18 protein-coding genes and 1 pseudogene are annotated in these 18,216 nt (G+C 74.0%); 11 read left to right on the top strand and 8 right to left on the bottom strand.

Translation table 11 applies throughout. From position 1 onward, the window contains the following. Window positions 1–71: 71 nt before the first annotated feature. Entirely contained in the window at window positions 72–704 is a 633-nt protein-coding gene (locus OHU74_RS09240; RefSeq protein WP_371615440.1) for a TIGR03085 family metal-binding protein, read from the bottom strand. 84 nt (window positions 705–788) lie between these two features. Here OHU74_RS09240 and hisI point away from each other — a divergent pair, with 84 nt between their 5' ends. From hisI to lgt, 11 genes and pseudogenes are all read left to right on the top strand, one after another. Next, entirely contained in the window at window positions 789–1,196 is a 408-nt protein-coding gene (gene hisI / locus OHU74_RS09235) for a phosphoribosyl-AMP cyclohydrolase (RefSeq protein ID WP_371615439.1), read from the top strand. 11 nt (window positions 1,197–1,207) lie between these two features. Continuing rightward, window positions 1,208–2,698, top strand: a complete 1,491-nt coding sequence (locus OHU74_RS09230) for an anthranilate synthase component I (RefSeq protein ID WP_371615438.1) — start codon at window positions 1,208–1,210, stop codon at window positions 2,696–2,698. Between the two features lie 14 nt (window positions 2,699–2,712). Next, window positions 2,713–3,387: a TIGR02234 family membrane protein gene (locus OHU74_RS09225; RefSeq protein WP_371615437.1), complete on the top strand. Its 675-nt coding sequence runs from the start codon at window positions 2,713–2,715 to the stop codon at window positions 3,385–3,387. Between the two features lie 96 nt (window positions 3,388–3,483). Further along, on the top strand, window positions 3,484–3,732 hold the full coding sequence (locus OHU74_RS09220; RefSeq protein ID WP_371619620.1) for an HGxxPAAW family protein: 249 nt from the start codon (window positions 3,484–3,486) through the stop codon (window positions 3,730–3,732). 68 nt (window positions 3,733–3,800) lie between these two features. Beyond that, window positions 3,801–4,337, top strand: a complete 537-nt coding sequence (locus tag OHU74_RS09215) for a DUF2752 domain-containing protein (RefSeq protein WP_371615436.1) — start codon at window positions 3,801–3,803, stop codon at window positions 4,335–4,337. A 162-nt stretch (window positions 4,338–4,499) separates the two neighbouring features. Then, the gene (gene trpC / locus OHU74_RS09210; protein WP_356517739.1) at window positions 4,500–5,309 is read left to right on the top strand and encodes an indole-3-glycerol phosphate synthase TrpC; all 810 of its coding nucleotides are present in this window, start codon (window positions 4,500–4,502) and stop codon (window positions 5,307–5,309) included. Window positions 5,310–5,317: 8 nt separating this feature from the next. Next, window positions 5,318–5,527, top strand: a complete 210-nt coding sequence (gene trpM / locus OHU74_RS09205) for a tryptophan biosynthesis modulator TrpM (RefSeq protein WP_371615435.1) — start codon at window positions 5,318–5,320, stop codon at window positions 5,525–5,527. Between the two features lie 195 nt (window positions 5,528–5,722). Further along, window positions 5,723–6,982: a tryptophan synthase subunit beta gene (trpB, locus tag OHU74_RS09200; protein WP_371615434.1), complete on the top strand. Its 1,260-nt coding sequence runs from the start codon at window positions 5,723–5,725 to the stop codon at window positions 6,980–6,982. Beyond that, the gene (trpA, locus tag OHU74_RS09195) at window positions 6,979–7,791 is read left to right on the top strand and encodes a tryptophan synthase subunit alpha (protein WP_371615433.1); all 813 of its coding nucleotides are present in this window, start codon (window positions 6,979–6,981) and stop codon (window positions 7,789–7,791) included. Before trpB ends, trpA begins: the two co-directional genes overlap by 4 nt. 104 nt (window positions 7,792–7,895) lie before the next feature. Then, window positions 7,896–8,681: pseudogene (locus OHU74_RS09190) on the top strand (DsbA family protein); the annotation flags it as partial. A gap of 293 nt (window positions 8,682–8,974) precedes the next feature. Further along, complete coding sequence (gene lgt, locus OHU74_RS09185; protein ID WP_371615432.1) at window positions 8,975–10,009, top strand: prolipoprotein diacylglyceryl transferase; 1,035 nt, start codon at window positions 8,975–8,977, stop codon at window positions 10,007–10,009. A gap of 61 nt (window positions 10,010–10,070) precedes the next feature. On the opposite strand, the gene OHU74_RS09180 is transcribed toward lgt, so the two are convergent. From OHU74_RS09180 to OHU74_RS09150, 7 genes are read right to left on the bottom strand one after another with little or no spacing between them, the layout of a single operon-like run. Continuing rightward, window positions 10,071–10,892 carry a CoA ester lyase gene (locus OHU74_RS09180; protein WP_371615431.1) on the bottom strand — a complete coding sequence of 274 codons (822 nt, stop codon included), beginning with the start codon at window positions 10,890–10,892 and terminating at the stop codon, window positions 10,071–10,073. Beyond that, a complete protein-coding gene (locus OHU74_RS09175; protein ID WP_371615430.1) occupies window positions 10,889–12,109 on the bottom strand; it encodes a CaiB/BaiF CoA transferase family protein in 1,221 nt (406 codons plus the stop codon). Before OHU74_RS09175 ends, OHU74_RS09180 begins: the two co-directional genes overlap by 4 nt. Beyond that, window positions 12,109–13,014, bottom strand: a complete 906-nt coding sequence (gene rbsK / locus OHU74_RS09170; RefSeq protein WP_371615429.1) for a ribokinase — start codon at window positions 13,012–13,014, stop codon at window positions 12,109–12,111. The genes OHU74_RS09175 and rbsK overlap by 1 nt, the downstream gene beginning before the upstream one ends. Further along, window positions 13,011–14,651 (bottom strand): ADP-ribosylglycohydrolase family protein, encoded by a 1,641-nt coding sequence (locus OHU74_RS09165; protein WP_371615428.1) that lies wholly within the window; start codon window positions 14,649–14,651, stop codon window positions 13,011–13,013. Before OHU74_RS09165 ends, rbsK begins: the two co-directional genes overlap by 4 nt. Continuing rightward, a complete protein-coding gene (locus OHU74_RS09160; protein WP_371615427.1) occupies window positions 14,648–15,805 on the bottom strand; it encodes an ADP-ribosylglycohydrolase family protein in 1,158 nt (385 codons plus the stop codon). The genes OHU74_RS09165 and OHU74_RS09160 overlap by 4 nt, the downstream gene beginning before the upstream one ends. Window positions 15,806–15,836: 31 nt before the next feature. Next, window positions 15,837–17,150 (bottom strand): ADP-ribosylglycohydrolase family protein, encoded by a 1,314-nt coding sequence (locus OHU74_RS09155; RefSeq protein ID WP_371615426.1) that lies wholly within the window; start codon window positions 17,148–17,150, stop codon window positions 15,837–15,839. Further along, complete coding sequence (locus tag OHU74_RS09150) at window positions 17,147–18,133, bottom strand: ADP-ribosylglycohydrolase family protein (RefSeq protein ID WP_330295919.1); 987 nt, start codon at window positions 18,131–18,133, stop codon at window positions 17,147–17,149. The genes OHU74_RS09155 and OHU74_RS09150 overlap by 4 nt, the downstream gene beginning before the upstream one ends. Window positions 18,134–18,216 lie beyond the last annotated feature (83 nt).

The following is an 18,216-nucleotide window of genomic DNA, read 5'->3' as shown; positions in this document are numbered from 1 at the left end:
GGCTCCGCCCGGACCCTTCCTGGGGCTCCGCCCCAGACCCCGCGCCTCAAACGCCGGCGGGGCTGGATTTGTCAGATCCCGAGCTTCGCCACCGTCAGCTTCGCGATGGCCTCCTTCGGCCCGTCCAGTTCCACCGCGGCAGCGGCCTGGCGGCCGAACAGGAACAGGGTCAGTTCTCCCGGCTCGCCCGTCACCGTGACCACGGGGGTGCCCTTGTGGGCCACCGCCGTCTGGCCGTTCGGGCGGCGCAGGACCAGGCCCACCGGGGAGCGGCGGCCCGTCAGGCGGGCCAGTTTCTCCAGGCGGGACCAGAGGGAGTCGGAGAAGACCGGGTCCAGCGGACGCGGGGACCAGTCCGGCTGGGCGCGGCGGACGTCCTCGGCGTGGACGTAGAACTCCACCGCGTTGGCCGCCTCGTCGATCTGCTTCAGGGAGTAGAGGGACATCTTCGGCGGGCCGGTGCGGATCAGCTGCACGAGTTCCTCGTACGGCTTGGCCGCGTACTCCGCCATCGCCTGGTCCAGGCGGGCCTTGAGGACGTTCAGCAGGAGTCCGCCCGCCGCGTCCGGGCGGCGCTCGCGCACGACCACGTGCGCCGCGAGCTCCCGCGTCCGCCAGCCGTCGCACAGGGTCGGCGCCTCGGGCCCGGCCGACTCCAACAGGTCGGCCAGCAGCAGTCGTTCACGCTTCGCATGGGTAGACATGCGGGCCAGCCTACGGCCGGAACACCTGCCACGCCTGCCCATCAGGCGGACAGGGAGCCGTGATCCCCGCACCGGCCCGGCACAATGGGATCCATGAGTACGTCCTCCCTCGATCCCGCCATCGGCGCCCGCCTCAAGCGCTCCGCGGACGGTCTGGTCCCGGCCATCGCCCAGCAGTACGACACCGGTGAGGTGCTCATGCTCGGCTGGATGGACGACGAGGCCCTGCACCGCACCCTGACCACCGGCCGCTGCACGTACTGGTCGCGCAGCCGTCAGGAGTACTGGGTCAAGGGCGACACCTCCGGCCACTTCCAGCACGTGAAGTCCGTCGCCCTCGACTGCGACGCCGACACCCTGCTCGTCCAGGTGGACCAGGTCGGGGCGGCCTGCCACACCGGGGCCCGTACGTGCTTCGACGCCGACGTCCTGCCCCTGACCGGCCCCGCCGCCCCCGCCGTCGAAGCCGAACAGCCGCAGCCGAAGAGGTAGGGTCCCACGCCATGGATCTTGAGACGTTCCGCAAGCTCGCGGCCGACCGCCGCGTCATCCCCGTCAGCCGCAAGCTGCTGGCGGACGGGGACACGCCCGTCGGGCTCTACCGCAAGCTGGCCGCCGAACGCCCCGGGACGTTTCTCCTGGAGTCCGCCGAGAACGGCCGCTCCTGGTCGCGCTACTCCTTCGTCGGCGTCCGCAGCGCCTCCACCCTGACCGTCCGCGACGGCCAGGCCCACTGGATCGGCACCCCGCCCGTGGGCGTGCCCACCTCCGGCGACCCGCTGGAGGCCCTGCGGATCACCGTCGAGGCCCTGCACACCCCCCGCGACCTCTCCTCCACCCTGCCGCCCTTCACCGGCGGCATGGTCGGCTACCTCGGCTACGACATCGTGCGCCGCCTGGAGCGCATCGGCGAGCACACCGAAGACGACCTCCAGCTGCCCGAGCTGACCATGCTGCTCACCTCCGACCTGGCGGTCCTGGACCACTGGGACGGCACCGTCCTGCTCATCGCCAACGCGATCAACCACAACGACCTCGAAGCCGGCGTGGACGAGGCGTACGCGGACGCCGTCGCCCGCCTCGACGCGATGGAGGCCGACCTCGCGCGGCCCGCCCCGTACGCGCCGATGCCGCTGCCGGCCTCCGAACTTCCCGAGTACTCGGCCCTGTGGGGCGGCGAGAAGTACCAGGAGGCCGTCGAGGACGTGAAGGAGCGGATCCGGGCCGGCGAGGCCTTCCAGGTGGTGCCCTCGCAGCGGTTCGAGACCCCCTGCAAGGCCTCCGCGCTCGACGTCTACCGGGTCCTGCGGGCCACCAACCCGTCCCCGTACATGTACCTCTTCCGCTTCGAGAACGGCTTCGACGTGGTCGGGTCCAGCCCCGAGGCGCTGGTCAAGGTCGAGGACGGCCGGGCCATGGTCCACCCGATCGCAGGCACCCGGCACCGCGGCGCCACCCCGCAGCTGGACAACGAGCTCGCCGACGAGCTGCTGGCCGACCCCAAGGAGCGCGCCGAGCACCTCATGCTCGTCGACCTGGGCCGCAACGACCTGGGCCGGGTCTGCGAGCCGGGCTCCGTCGAGGTCGTCGACTTCATGAGCATCGAGCGGTACTCGCACGTCATGCACATCGTCTCGACGGTGACGGGCCGCGTCGCCCCGGGCAAGACCGCCTTCGACGTCCTCACCGCCTGCTTCCCGGCCGGCACCCTCTCCGGCGCCCCCAAGCCGCGCGCCATGCAGATCATCGAGGAGCTGGAGCCCACCCGCCGCGGGCTCTACGGGGGCTGCGTCGGCTACCTCGACTTCGCCGGGGACTCCGACACCGCCATCGCCATCCGCACCGCGCTGCTGCGCGACGGCAAGGCGTACGTGCAGGCCGGCGCCGGGGTCGTCGCGGACTCGGTGCCCGAACTGGAGGACGCGGAGTGCCGCAACAAGGCCGCCGCGGTGCTGCGCGCGGTGGGAGCGGCGAACCGCCTCCACGGCTCCTGAGCCGGTAGGGGATAGTGGGGGGCGTGAGTGCCGTACCCCGCCCCCGAATCGACCGCGCCGCCACCGCCCCCGGGTCCGAACCCGAGGTCCCGGAAGGCCGCAGCGGCGGCCGCCGCAGCGTGGCCGTCGCCCTGCTGCTCGGCACCCTCGGTGCCACCGTCGTCCTGCTCGCCTCCGGGCGGGTGTGGGCCCGGGGCACGGCCGCCTTCGGCGGCGGCTCGCTGCCGCTGAGCGCGGACGGCCAGAGCGTCACCGGACTGCCGGCCGCCCTGGCCATCGTGGGCCTCGCCGCCCTGGTCGCCGTCTTCGCCGTACGCGGCAAGGGCCGGCTGCTGGTGTCGGCGCTGCTCGCCCTGAGCGGCCTGGGCGCGGCGGCGGCCGCGCTGGTCAACGCCGACGGCCGCCAGGCCCTGGACGCGGCGGCCGCGCGTACGACGGCGGACACCGCGGCCCACGTGGCCGGCCTGACCCATACGGCGTGGCCCTACGTGACGGCGGGCGGTGCGGCGCTGATCCTGGTGGCGGGGCTGCTGGCCCTGCGGTTCGGGCGCGCCTGGCCCGCGATGGGCGGCCGCTACGAGCGCGACGGCAGCGCGAAGCCCCGTACGGCGGCCGTGGTGGACCCGGACCGGCCCGAGGATCTGTGGAAGGCTCTGGACCGGGGCGAGGACCCGACCGGGACCCCCTGATCCGAGCGGCCCTGCGGTGCGGGACAATGAGCACCGAGCGTTCGACACAGCACGTGCGGCGTGCGACAGAGCACACCCGAGTACGAGGAGCAACTCATGGCGGGCACTAGCCACGGACACACCCCGGCCGCCTGGACCGGTGTCATCATCGCCTTCATCGGTTTCTGCGTCTCCGGCGCCTTCATGGTGCTGGCGAACCCGCTGGGCTTCTGGGCCGGCCTCGTCGTCGTCGTCCTCGGCGGTGTCGTGGGTATGGCCATGAAGGCCGCGGGCATGGGTGCGCCGAAGGCCACCCACAAGGACCTCTCCGAGGTCATCGCCGCCAACCGCCTGGCCAAGGTCTGAGACGAGTCGGGCCCGAACCGGGCCACCGACTTCCAAAGGCGCGGCCCTGTCGGGCTGCGCCTTTTGTCATGAGCGGAGAGAATCAGCGGGTGGACGCCTCTCGCACTCCAGAACGCGCGCCGTCCGCGGCGCCAGCCGTGCCCGCGGCGATACCGCGGCCCGGTTCCGCGCCCGATGCCGCGCCCGGCCCCGCGGCCGGTCCCGTCTCCCGGTCCCGGCGGCTGGCCTCCCCGGCGCTCACGCTGGCCGCCGCCACCGCGGCCCTCGCGTACGTGGGCACGGTGAACCCGTACGAACCGGGCCACTACCCGGTCTGTCCGCTGTTCCGGCTGACCGGGGTGCTCTGCCCCGGCTGCGGGGGACTGCGCAGTGCGCACGCGTTCGCCCAGGGCGATCTCGTGACGGCCCTCGGGGCGAACGCCCTGGCGGTGGTCGGCTACTTCGTCTTCGCGGGATTCATGGTGCTGTGGCTGGTCCGCGCCTACCGCGGCGGACGGGCCCCGAGGCTGGTCATGAAGCCGGTGTACTGGTGGGCGATCGGCGTGGTGGCCCTGGTCTTCTCGGTCGTCCGGAACCTGCCCGCGGGCTCTTTCCTGGCACCCTGAGGTATAGATGAAGTAAAGCTTCCGCATGTCCATTTACTGGGACGCCGTCAACCGTGTGCGGAGGGCAAGGCGTCCTGCGGATACCATTTGAACTGCTGACCTTGCGGTTGTACGTGTCCGCAAGGCGGCCGACCGCCATCGACCCGGAAGGGGGCCGCTCGCGTGAGTGTGCTCGACGAGATCATCGAAGGGGTCCGCGAAGACCTTGCCGAACGGCAGGCGCGCGTCAGCCTCGACGAGCTCAAGGAGCGTGCCGCCAAGGCGCCCCAGGCCAAGGACGGCGTCGCTGCCCTGCGCGGTGACAGCGTCAAGGTGATCTGCGAGGTCAAGCGCTCCAGCCCGTCCAAGGGTGCGCTGGCCGCCATCGCCGATCCGGCCGGGCTCGCCGCCGACTACGAAGCGGGCGGTGCGGCGGTCATTTCCGTCCTCACCGAGCAGCGCCGTTTCGGTGGCTCGCTGGCCGACCTGGAGGCCGTCCGCGCCCGCGTGGACATCCCGATCCTGCGCAAGGACTTCATCGTCACGGCCTACCAGCTGTGGGAGGCCCGCGCCTACGGCGCCGACCTCGTGCTGCTGATCGTCGCGGCCCTGGAGCAGGAGGCCCTGGTCTCCCTCATCGAGCGTGCCGAGTCCATCGGACTCACCCCGCTCGTCGAGGTCCACGACGAGGAGGAGATCGAGCGTGCGGTCGCGGCAGGCGCCAAGATCATCGGCGTCAACGCCCGCAACCTCAAGGACCTCAAGGTCGACCGCTCCACTTTCGAGCGCATCGTCGGCGAGATCCCGGCCCACATCGTCAAGGTCGCCGAGTCCGGCATCCGCGGGCCGCACGACCTGATCGCCTACGCCAACGAGGGGGCCGACGCCGTCCTCGTGGGCGAGTCCCTGGTGACCGGCCGCGACCCGAAGTCGGCCGTGGCCGATCTCGTCGCCGCCGGAGCCCACCCCGCCCTGCGCCACGGGCGGAGCTGACCCGTCCCATGACCCACGACCGCCCCACCGTCCGCACCCGGCCCGGCTCCCGCCTGGCCGGAGTGCCGACGGCGCACGCGCCCCTGGCGCGCGGCTGCCGCCCCCGCGGCTGCCGCGCCCCGGCCCGGCGCGTGCACGGGCGGCGGGTCCGGTACGTGATCGGCTCCGAGCCCGGTCAGGTCAACGGCATGCGATGGCGTACCCCCGACGCGCCGTAACGAGGCCGCCCCGGCCGTGGTGTACCCGTACACCGCGCCCGTAGGCGTACCCGTACGGCCTGCCGCCCGAGCCGCCGGCTCCGGGGGCGGGCCGCCCCGTACCGCACGCACACGCCCCAGCGGGGTGTGGTCGTCGCGGGCGGGCGGCGCAATACGGTGAAGACATCCGCGTCGCATCCGTAGGAGTACCTGGGCATGTCCAGCGCCACCAGCGAGTTCTTCATTCCGGACCCCGAGGGCCACATCCCCAACGCCGAGGGCTATTTCGGCGAGTTCGGCGGCAAGTTCATCCCGGAGGCGCTCGTCGCCGCCGTGGACGAGGTCGCCGTCGAGTACGAGAAGGCCAAGGTCGACCCGGCCTTCGCGGCCGAGCTCAACGACCTGATGGTCAACTACACCGGCCGCCCCAGCTCCCTCACCGAGGTGCCCCGGTTCGCCGAGCACGCCGGCGGCGCGCGGATCTTCCTCAAGCGCGAGGACCTGAACCACACCGGCTCGCACAAGATCAACAACGTGCTGGGCCAGGCGCTGCTCACCAAGCGCATGGGCAAGACCCGCGTCATCGCCGAGACCGGCGCCGGGCAGCACGGCGTGGCCACCGCCACCGCCTGCGCCCTCTTCGGCCTCGAGTGCACCATCTACATGGGCGAGATCGACACCCAGCGCCAGGCCCTCAACGTGGCCCGCATGCGCATGCTGGGCGCCGAGGTCATCGCCGTGAAGTCGGGCTCGCGCACCCTCAAGGACGCCATCAACGAGGCGTTCCGCGACTGGGTCGCCAACGTGGACCGCACCCACTACCTCTTCGGTACGGTCGCCGGTCCCCACCCCTTCCCGGCCATGGTCCGCGACTTCCACCGCGTCATCGGCGTCGAGGCCCGCCGCCAGATCCTGGAGCGCGCCGGACGGCTGCCCGACGCCGTCGCGGCCTGCGTCGGCGGCGGCTCGAACGCCATCGGCCTCTTCCACGCCTTCATCCCGGACGCCGGTGTCCGCCTGGTCGGCTTCGAGCCCGCCGGGCACGGCGTGGAGAGCGGCGAGCACGCGGCCACCCTGACCGCGGGCGAGCCCGGCATCCTGCACGGATCGCGCTCCTACGTCCTGCAGGACGAGGAGGGCCAGATCACCGAGCCGTACTCCATCTCGGCCGGTCTGGACTACCCGGGCATCGGCCCGGAGCACTCCTACCTCAAGGACGCGGGCCGCGCCGAGTACCGCGCGGTCACCGACGACCAGGCGATGCAGGCCCTGCGACTGCTCTCGCGCACCGAGGGCATCATCCCGGCCATCGAGTCGGCGCACGCGCTGGCGGGCGCGCTGGACCTCGGCAAGGAGCTCGGCAAGGACGGGCTGCTCGTCGTCAACCTGTCCGGCCGCGGCGACAAGGACATGGACACCGCCGCCCGCTACTTCAACCTGTACGACACCAACGCCTCCGAGGGGGAGACCAAGTGAGCGGCAACATCGAACTCCTCTCGGCCACCCTCGCCAAGGCGAAGTCCGAGGACCGCGCGGCCCTCGTCGCCTACCTCCCGGCGGGCTTCCCGACCGTGGACGGGGCCATCGAGGCCGTCAAGGCCGTCATCGCGGGCGGCGCGGACGTGGTCGAGATCGGCCTCCCGCACAGCGACCCGGTCCTGGACGGGGCGATCATCCAGACCGCCGACGACATCGCCCTGCGCGGCGGCGTCAAGATCGCCGACACCCTGCGGACCGTGCGCGAGGCGCACGAGGCCACGGGCGCCCCGATCCTGGTCATGACGTACTGGAACCCCATCGACCGCTACGGCGTCGAGCGGTTCGCCGCGGAGCTCGCCGCGGCCGGCGGCGCGGGCTGCATCCTGCCCGACCTGCCGGTCCAGGAGTCCGCTCTGTGGCGCGAGCACGCGGCCAAGCACGGTCTGGCGACCGTCTTCGTCGTGGCCCCCAGCAGCAAGGACGAGCGTCTGGCCACCATCACGGCGGCCGGTTCCGGCTTCGTCTACGCCGCTTCGCTCATGGGCGTCACCGGCACCCGCGAGTCCGTCGGCAACCAGGCCGCGGACCTCGTCCGCCGCACCCGCGCCACCAGCGAGCTCCCGGTCTGCGTCGGTCTGGGCGTCTCCAACGCCGTCCAGGCCAAGGAGGTGGCCGGCTTCGCCGACGGGGTGATCGTCGGCTCGGCCTTCGTGAAGCTGCTGCTGGACGCACCGGACCTGGCAGCCGGGCTGGACGCCGTACGGGCCCTGGCGGGCGAGCTTGCGGAAGGCGTACGCAGAAGCTGACGCCGGACGGGCCGCGGACGGGGTTCTGTAGCCCGATCGGGTGGAAGTAGGGGCAGGGAGGCACGAGAGTGCCTCCCTGCTTCGTTTGGCGGAACGTGAGTGACATGAACGACGGTGCGAACCGCGATGCGACGAAACGATCGGCCCGCGAGCGACTCCAGGCGGAGCGCGAGCGGCAGAAGGCCAAGGACAAGCGCAGGCGCACCCTCGTGGTGTCGGCGGCGGTGGTCGGCGTACTCGGTCTCGCGGCCGTCGTCGGCCTGATCGCGGCGAACACCGGCAAGGGCGGCTCGTCCGCGAAGGGCGGCCCCCTGGTCGCCCCCTCCGGTGCGACCGGCAAGGACGCGCTCGCCATCCAGGCCGGCAAGCCCGAGGCCCCTTCCACACTGACCGTGTGGGAGGACTTCCGCTGCCCGGCCTGCAAGGCCTTCGAGACCAACTACCGGGACACCATCCACGACCTGGAGGCCAAGGGCCTGCTCAAGGTCGAATACCACCTCGTCACCCTGATCGACGGGAACATGGGCGGCACCGGCTCCCTCCGGAGCGCCAACGCGGCGGCCTGCGCCCAGGACGGGGCCAAGTTCTCCCCGTACCACGACGTGCTCTTCGAGAACCAGCCGGAGGAAACCAACGACGCCTACGGCAAGAACGCCAAGCTCCTGGAGCTGGCCGCCAAGGTGCCGGGGCTGGACACCCCGGAGTTCCGCACGTGCGTGCAGGACGGCACCCACGACAGCTGGGTGAAGAAGTCGCAGGACGCCTTCCGCGCGGGCAAGTTCCGCGGCACCCCGACCGTCCTGCTCGACGGCAAGGACATCTTCGCGGACCAGGCCAACCCGCTGACCCCGCAGAAGCTCAAGGAGAAGGTGGAGGCGGCCGGCAAGGGCGGCCCGGGGGCCGCGAAGCCGTCCGGATCCCCCTCCCCGTCCGCGTCCCCGTCGCCGTCCCAGGCCTCCTCGGCCCGCTCGGCCTCCCCCTCGGCCTCCGCGTCGGCCAGGTCGGGGGCCAAGACGGGATCGGGCACCTCCTCGTCGGGCGGCGCGTCCACTACGTCCTCTACGTCCACCTCTACGTCCACGAAGGCGGCTTCGGACGACTGAGACCCCCGTCTCGATTCGGCAGCAGCTTGCCGGACGGGTTGTGGTCCCCACCGTCCGGCAAGGTAGCGTCGGGTCTTGCCATGAACCTTGCCTTCATTCCCAGTCCGTCGACGGGCGTGCTCCATCTCGGACCGATCCCGCTGCGCGGCTACGCGTTCTGCATCATCATCGGCGTCTTCGTCGCCGTCTGGCTCGGCAACAAGCGCTGGGTCGCCCGCGGCGGAAAGCCGGGCACGGTCGCGGACATCGCCGTGTGGGCGGTCCCGTTCGGCCTGGTCGGCGGTCGCCTCTACCACGTGATCACCGACTACCAGCTCTACTTCGGTGAGGGCCGCGACTGGGTCGACGCCTTCAAGATCTGGCAGGGCGGCCTCGGCATCTGGGGTGCGATCGCGCTGGGCGCGGTCGGCGCCTGGATCGGCTGCCGGGTGCGCGGCATCCCGCTGCCCGCCTGGGCGGACGCCCTGGCCCCCGGGATCGCGCTGGCCCAGGCCTGCGGGCGCTGGGGCAACTGGTTCAACCAGGAGCTGTACGGCCGCGCCACCGACCTGCCCTGGGCAGTGGAGATCAGCGACGGCCCCAACCGCGTCGCCGGGACCTACCACCCGACCTTCCTCTACGAGTCGCTCTGGTGCGTCGGCGTCGCCCTCCTGGTGATCTGGGCCGACCGCCGCTTCAAGCTCGGGCATGGGCGGGCGTTCGCGCTGTACGTGGCCGCGTACTGCGTCGGGCGGAGCTGGATCGAGTACATGCGGGTCGACGAGGCCCACCACATCCTGGGCCTGCGGCTCAACGTGTGGACCGCGATCGTGGTCTTCGTCCTGGCCGTGGTCTACCTGGTGCTCTCGGCGAAGCTGCGGCCGGGCCGCGAGGAGGTCGTCGAGCCGGACACCGACTCCGGCTCCGACGCCGTTGCCGGAGCCGAGGGCGGGGACGCCCCGGCGGAGGCGAAGGACGGCGAGGGCGACGCCGAGGCGGTGGATGCCAAGGTGGAACTCGCCAAGGCCGAGGACGCCAAGGGGGAAGACGCCAAGGCCGAGGACGCCGAGGCTCTCGAGGCACAGGCCCCCGAGGCCGAGCCGAAGGATGCGGCCGCCGAGGCCAAGAAGCTCTGACCGGGGTTCCGGTCGACACGGGAGGGGCGCCGCGCACATCGCGCGGCGCCCCTCCCGTTTCTCACGAAGGCACCGGGGCCCCGCGCCGGCCCAGCGCCACGACCCGTTCCGCGCCCGCCAGCATCGCCGGGTCCACGAAACGGCCGTCGGCCAGGGCCACCGCGCCCGGGGTGCGGCGGGCCGCCGCCACGATCTCCTCGGCCGCCGTGACCTCCTCCGGACCGGGCAGGTAGGCCCGCGCGATCACCGGGAGCTGGCGCGGGTGGATCGCCGCACGGCCCAGGAAGCCCAGCGACCGGCCCCGGGCGCAGGAGGCGGCCAGCGCCTCCAGGTCCCGGATGTCGGGGAACACGGACTGGGCGGGCGGCGCGAGACCGGCCGCGCGGGCCGCCACCACCACCCGGGAGCGCGGCCAGTCCAGGCCCGCCTCGGCGGTGATCCCGAGGTCGGCGCGCAGATCGGCCTCGCCCAGGGACAGCCCGCGCAGGGCGGGGTGCGCGCGGGCGATCTCGTAGGCCCGTTCCACGCCGACCGCCGACTCCAGCAGGGCGTACAGGGCCACCCCGCCGGTGCGTTCGGCGACGCCGACGATCTGCTCGGGTGCGGAGATCTTGGGCAGCCGCAGTCCGGCGAGGCCGTGGAGCCCGCCGAGGGCGGTGAGGTCGGCGCCTCCCCAGGGGGAGTCGAGGGCGTTGACGCGGACGTGGACCGGGACTTGGTGGCGGGCGCCGAGGAGTTCGGCGGTGGCGGCGCGGGCGTACTCCTTGCGGGAGGCCGATACCGCGTCCTCCAAGTCCACGATGACGGCGTCGGCCCCGGCGGACAGGGCCTTGGTGACGACTGCCGGGCGGTCGCCCGGTACGTAGAGCCAGGTCAGGATCACAGGGCACCTTCGGTGCGGAGCTCGGCGATCTCGGCTTCGGTGAGGCCGAGTTCGGTGAGGACGGCCTCGGTGTCCGCTCCGTGCGGACGGCCCGCCCAGCGGATCGCGCCGGGGGTCTCGGAGAGGCGGAAGAGGACGTTCTGCATGCGGATCGGGCCGAGTTCGGGGTCTTCGACCTCGGTGACCGTGTCCAGGGCCGCGTACTGCGGATCGGCCATGACGTCCCGTACGTCGTAGACCAGGGCGACCGCGGCCTCGGCCTCCTCGAAGGCCGCCGTCACCTCGTCCGCCTTGTGGCGGGCGATCCAGCCGCCGACCGCCTCGTCGAGGACGTCCGCGTGGGCGGCCCGACCGGAGCCCGTGGCGAACCAGGGCTCGCCGATCAGCTCGGGCCGGCCGACGAGCCGCATCACGCGCTCGGCGATGGACTGGGCGGAGGTGGAGACCGCCAGCCAGCGCCCGTCCGCGCTGCGGTACGTATTGCGGGGGGCGTTGTTGGTGGAACGGTTCCCGGTGCGCGGCTGTACGTAGCCGAGCTGGTCGTACCAGAGCGGGTGCGGGCCCAGCACGGTGAGGATCGGCTCGATGATCGCCAGGTCCACCACCTGCCCGTGCCCGGTCCGGTCGCGGCCGGCGAGCGCCGTCATCACGGCGTACGCGGTGGTCAGCGCGGCGATGGAGTCCGCCAGCCCGAAGGGCGGCAGCGTCGGCGGCCCCTCCGGCTCCCCGGTGATCGCGGCGAACCCGCTCATCGCCTCCGCGAGGGTGCCGAAGCCGGGCCGGTGGGCGTACGGGCCCTCCTGGCCGAAGGCCGTCACCCTGGTCAGGATCAGCCGCGGGTTGGCGGCGGACAGCTCGGGCCAGCCCAGACCCCAGCGCTCCAGGGTGCCGGGGCGGAAGTTCTCGATGACCACGTCGGCGGTGGCGGCCAGCCGCAGCAGGGTGTCCCGGCCGCCGGGCGTCGACAGATCGAGGGTCATCGTCCGCTTGTTCCGGCCGAGCAGCTTCCACCAGAGGCCGATGCCGTCCTTGGCGGGGCCGTGGCCGCGGGAGGGGTCGGGGCGGCTCGGATGCTCGACCTTGACCACCTCGGCGCCGAAGTCGCCGAGGAGGGTGGCCGCGAGGGGGCCGGCGAAGAGGGTGGCGAGGTCGAGGACGCGCAGTCCCCGCAGGGGCCCGGAGCCGGGTCGTGCCGCCGTGGCGTGGGATGCGGTCATCAGCGGATGCCCTGCCCGGCGGCGAACGCGACGATCTCGGCGCGGGTCGGCATCGAGTCCTGGGCTCCCGGGCGCTGGACGGACAGTGCGGCAGCGCACGAGGCCCAGGCGATGGCTTCGGGCATCGCGCGGCCCTCGTCGAGGCCCACGGCGAGCGCGCCGACGAAGGTGTCCCCGGCGGCGGTGGTGTCCACCGCCCGCACCCGGGGCGCGGGCACGGTCACCGGCTCCCGGCCGCGGGCGGCGTACAGGGCCCCGGCGGCGCCGAGGGTGACGACCACCTCGGGCACGTCCTCGAGCAGGGCGGCGGCGGCCAGGTACGGATCGGTGAGGCCGGTGAGCGCGGCGGCCTCGTGTTCGTTGGGCACCAACAGGTCGGTGGCGCCGAGGAGTTCCGCGGGCAGCGGCTGGGCGGGGGCCGGGGTGAGGATCGTCCGGACCCCGTGGGCGCGGGCCGCGAGGGCGCCTTCGAGCACGGCCTCCAGGGGGAGTTCGAGCTGGAGGAGCAGGGAGCCGGCGGCGCCGATGCGGGAGGCGTCGCCCGGCTCCAGGGCGGTGACCTGGGCGTTGGCGCCGGGGATGACGATGATGCTGTTGCCGCCCTCGTCGTCCACGGTGATGTGCGCGGTCCCGCTGGCACCCTCGACGGTGCGCAGGGCCGCCGTTTCCACCCCGGCCGAGGCGAGCGCGGAGCGCAGCCGTACGCCGAACTCGTCCGCCCCGACCGCCCCGATCATCACCACCTCCGCTCCGGCGCGGGCGGCGGCGACGGCCTGGTTGGCGCCCTTGCCGCCGGGGACGGTGCGGAACGCGCGGCCGGTGACGGTCTCGCCGAGGCGGGGGGCCTTGGAGACGTAGGCGACGAGGTCCATGTTGGTACTGCCGAGCACGGCGATGGCCGTCATGAGCGGGCTGCCTCCTGTGCGGTGGGGCGGGCGAGCCGGGCGGTGAGCCCGGCGAGGGTGTCGAAGCCGATGCCGTCGAAGCCGGGGACGGTGGTGGCGAGGCGGTTCTTCAGCGGGGCGGTCCAGCGGTGCGGGATCCTCTCGGGTGATCCCATGATCAGTCCGGCGAGGGCGCCAGCGGTGGCGCCGTTGGAGTCCGTGTCCCAACCGCCGGACACCGCACGGCAGACGGAGTGGGTGAAGTCCCCGTCGGCGTGGGTGAGCGCGGCGGCGATCAGGGCGGTGTTGGGGACGGCGTGGACCCAGTGGTAGTGGCCGTAGCGGGCGTGGAGCCGGTCGACGACCCGGTCGAAGCCGTCCGCTCCCGCCGCCGCGGCGGTCGCGATCCCGAAGCGGACGGCCTCGGCGAGGCGCGAGCGGGGCGGTACGACGGCCAGCCCGGCCCGCAGCGCGGTGTGGACGTCGGCCCGGCCGGTGGCCGCGGTGGCGGTGGCGGCGGCGACGAACAGGGCCGCGTAGACGCCGTTGCCGGTATGGGTCAGGGCGGCGTCCCGGTAGGCCTGGGCCGCGGCGGCGGCCGGATCGCCCGGGTTGGTCCAGCCGTGGACGTCGGCGCGGATGAGGGCGCCGATCCACTCGCGGAAGGGGTTGTGGTGGGTGGCGGTGGCGGGGGGCTCCAGCCCCTGGAGGAGGTTGCGGTACGCGACGCGCTCGGCGGTGAAGGTCCGGCCGGCCGGGAGCTCGTCGAGCCAGAGCCGGCCCAGGTCGGCGGTGGTGAACCCGTGGCCGTGGCGCTGGAGGAGGAGCAGGCCGAGGAGGGGGAAGTTGAGGTCGTCGTCCTCGGGGGTCCCGTCGATGTTCTCGGCGAGGGAGGTGGGGGCGGAGCGGCGGTTCCACGGGTGGGCGGCGAGTACCTCCGGTGGTACGCCGCGTTCGGTGAACCAGTCGTCGAGGGGCCAGTTCCCGGCGGCCCGGGCCAGGGCCCGGATCCCGTGCAGCGGCAGCTTCTCCACGGGCTTGCCGAGCACGCACCCGACGGCGCGGCCGAGCCAGGCGGCCTCCAGCCTGCGGCGCAGCGGGGGGCCGGCGGCGGGGCGCGCGCCTTCGGCGGAGCTCCAGCTCCGGCGGGGCCCGGCGGCTGCAGGCCCCTCTGCCGGCCAGGTGGTCGTGATGGCGGGCCAGAGGTCCGGTTCGGCGGCCGCCCCGGGGCGGGGCAGGGCCGCCAGGGCCGTCAGGAGGTCGGACGCCAGGGCCCGGAGCTCCGGCCGGGCCGGGGCGGGGGAAGCCCCCGCCCTGGGCGGAGCCGGATGGCCGCCCGCCGCGAGCCAGACGCGCAGCAGGGGCTCCGCGGCCTCGCCGCGCCCGTCCTCGGCGGCCTGCCGGAACTCGTGGCCGACCAGGTCCTCCGGCTGGACCCAGGTGAGCCGGACGGGGTCACCGGACCCGGACCCGGCCGCCGGGCCCGTTCCGCCGTCCGGGGCGGGCGGCCCCGGGGGGCCGGGGTCCAGGGGCCTGCCCCCGGTTTCGGGAAGGGGCGGGGTGGGGGAACCTTCCCCGGCCGCCGCGGCCGGGCTCCGGACCTCTGCTCCCGGGGCCGGGCTCGGGGAAACGGTCGGCGGCGGGGCGGCGGCCGTCATCGGGGGGCCGTCAGGGCGGCGAAGGCGGCTTCGTGGGACCGGCGGCGGGAACCGTCCCGGGCGAAGACCTCCCGGGTCACCGCCGCCAGCGCGGCCGCCGGGGCGTGCAGGTCGAGGCGGCTGGCCTCCGCGACCTGCTTGGCCCAGGCCTCCGGGACCGCCGAGGCGCCGGCGAGGGCCCCGGCGATCGCTCCCGCCATGGTGGCGATGGAGTCGCAGTCCCGGCCGTAGTTGACCGCGCCGAGCACCGAAGGCTCGTAGGCCCCGTCGGCGACGAGCAGCATGCCGAGGGCGATCGGCAGCTCCTCGATCGAGTGGAGTCGCGAGGGGCGCCGCGCCCCCAGCGAGGGGGTGCGGTAGTCCGGGCCGACCGAATCGTACGGGGCCACGGCCGCCCGCAGCGGGGCCAGCGCCGACTCGAAGTCCCGGTGGCGCACGGCCACTTCGCACACCGCCGCGATGGCCGCACGGGTGCCGTCCTTGGCCAGGTCCAGGGCCGTTTCGACCACCGAGGAGGCGGTGGCGCCCGGGGCGCAGGCCGCGGCGACCGCCGCCGCGAACACGCCCGCCGCCTCCCGCCCGTACGAGGACTGGTGCGCGCCCGTGATGTCCAGGGCCTCCGCGTACGCCCCGGCCGGATGACCCGCGTTGACGAGCCCGACCGGCGCCATGTACATCGCCGCGCCGCAGTTGACGATGTTGCCGCTGCCCGCCTCGCGCGGGTCCACGTGCGCGTAGTGCAGCCGGGTGACGATCCACTTCTCGGCGAGGAAGACCCGCTGGAGGGGGAGGGCGTCAGCCTCCAGCTCGGGGATCCAGCGCGGGGTGGTCATGAGGTCCGGGACCAGGTGCTCGGCGACCGAGTACGCGTCCAGGTGGTCCCGTACGGCCTCGTAGACCCGTACCAGCGCGTGCGTCATGAGGGTGTCGTCGGTGACGTGGCCGTCACCCTTGTGGTACGGGGCGATCGGCCTGGCCGTGCGCCAGTCCTGGTGCCACGGCCCGACGATGCCGTGCACCCGGCCGCCGTGCCGCTCCACGATCTGTTCCGGGGTCCAGCCCTCCACCGGGCCGCCGAGCGCATCGCCGACGGCCGCGCCGACGAGCGCGCCGGTGATCCTGTCTTCCAGGGTGGGAGTGGGGTCCATCGTCATGGTCAGGTCTTTCCTTGGGGTCGGGTCGGGGTCAGGGCCTGGGCGAGGTGAGTTCCGTACGGGCGAGCAGGGCGGCGAGCTCGACGAGGTCGGTGCCCGCCAGGCGGGGGAGCGCGCAGCCGGAGAGGGTGCGGCAGGCCTCGCGCCAGGCCGCGGGGATGGAGTCCCCGCCGCCGAGCACGCCGGTCAGGGCTCCGGCGAGGGCGGGGGCGGAGTCCGCGACCCGCGACAGACAGGCGGCGGCCGGCACCGCCTCGCAGACCCGGCCGCGTGCCGCGGTGGCCAGGGCGAGGGCCACGGGGACGGTTTCCGCGGCGGCGATCCCGTAGCTGTAGACGTGGTCGACGATCTGGTGCTCCAGGAGCGGGACGATGGCGAAGGCCCCGCTCCCGGACGGCTCCGCGCGGGCGAGTTTGACGGCGTGCCGGGCGTTGCGGCCGATCTCCGTGGCCTCGGGAAGCTGTTCGAGGGCCGCGTCGACGGCGGCGTCCGTGTCCGCGCCGGCCAGGGCGGTGGCGATGGCGGCGGCCATGGCGCGGGCGCCGTGGACCCCGTCGCCGTCCTGGGTGTAGCGGGCGTCGAACTCGGCCAGGTCCGCCGCGGCGTGCGGGTCGCCGGGGTGGACGACGGCGAGCACGCAGGCGCGGATGCAGGCGGCGTCGTCGAAGTAGTGCGGGTTGTCGTGGCCGGTGGCGGGCGGGCGCAGGCCGGTGGCGAGATTGCCGAGACCGGCCCGGACGGAGATCCGGGCCCGCAGGGGCAGCACCGCCGACTCCACCTCGGGAGCCCGCTCGGCCGCCGCCGCGACCTCGCTGGCCAGCGCGTTCCAGGCGAGGTCGATGGCTGCGCGCATGCGGCGGGACCGGGAGAGGTCGCTGAGCAGGACCCCGGAGGCGGTGAGGACGGACTCGGCGGCGAAGGCGGCCCACTCGGCGTCGTCGGACGGGCCGAGGCGCAGGGGCTCCGGGGGCTGGTTGAGGGCGATGGGGACGGGGAGCGTGGTGGTGGCGTTCTGCTCGGCGAAGGTGTCGAGCTCGCGGGTGAGCCGGCGGGTCCACTCGGGCATCCGGCTGGCCCGGTGCCGGGCGGCGGGCCACCCGGCGGCATCGCCCGCGGCGAGCCCGAGCAGCAGCCCCTCGATCCGCCGGGCCCCTGCCGGGGCTTCGGTGGGTGGTGCGGTACGGGGCCGCGGCCCGTCGGCGAGCAGCACGGGCGCCACCACCGGGTCGGTACGGGGCTGCGCGCGCGCCGTGCTTCCGACAGCCCCGGGGGGTGCGGTGGGGGGTGCGGTCGTCGCTGGGGCGGTACGGAGCCGCAGGTCCGGGTTGTCGCTGGAGGTGGTCATCGGGGGGTCTCGGTTTCCGGGGTGAGGAGGTCCGCGATGTCCAGGACGTGGTAGCCGCGCATCGAGGGGAGGCAGCTGCCGCGGACCGGGCCGATCGCCGAGGACCAGGCGGCCGGGATCGCGGGGGCTCCGGACATCGCTCCGGCCAGGGCGCCCGCCACCGCCGCGGTGGTGTCCGCGTCGCGGCCCATGTTGACCGCCGTCAGGACCGAGGAGGCGAAGTCGCCCCCGCACGCGGCGAAGGCTCCGAAGGCCAGCCCGACCGCTTCCGGGGCCAGATCCGTCCACGGGTAGCCGCCGATGACCACCGCCGAGCGGACCGCCCGTTCGCCGCGCGGGGCGGCCGTCACCGCCCGGCGCAGGGAGCGCGCCGTCCAGGAGTCCGAGGGGATGACCGACAGGGCGGCGGAGATCACCGAGGCCGGGGAGCCCCCGGCCATGGCCGCCGCGACCCCCGCCGCGACCGCCTGGCCCCCGTAGATGCCCTCGCCGTCGTGGCTGACGCAGCCGTCGATGGCCACGAGGCGCGCCGCCTCGGCCGGGCGGCCCGCCGCGAAGACCCCGAAGGGCGCCGCCCGCATCGCCAGTCCGTCCGACCACGCGTGCCGGTGCTGCGCGGAGATCGGCGCGGCGAGGCCCCGGCGCAGGTTCTCCAGCGTGCCGCGCTCCGAGAAGCCGGCGCCGCGGAACGGCCCCTCGTCCAGGTCCGCGATCCAGTGGTGCCACGCGCGTTCCACGTGGGCGACGGTGAGCGCCGATCCGTGGCGGGCCAGCAGCAGCCCCGAGAAGATCGCGTACTCGGTGTCGTCCGTGCCGGCCGGGTCGTCCGAGACGAAGCCCTCGATCCGGCCCCATTTCGCCCGGATCTCCGACGGCTTCATGTTCTCCGCGGGGGCGCCCAGGGCGTCACCCACGGCCAGTCCCAGAAGAGCACCCCGGGCCCGTTCGAGGAGGACCTGCGGATTGCATGCAATCAGCTCCATGGCGCGCCTCTCCACTTGATGGGACTCATCTTGAGCCCTTGGGGGATTTGTGCCATGGCATGTGGTTTGTCGCTCGTCGCAAA

This window comes from Streptomyces sp. NBC_00454 (assembly GCF_041434015.1).
In the GTDB taxonomy this organism is placed as follows: domain Bacteria; phylum Actinomycetota; class Actinomycetes; order Streptomycetales; family Streptomycetaceae; genus Streptomyces.
Note: the sequence above shows the minus strand (reverse complement) of the source record. Positions and strands in the feature narration are given on the sequence as shown.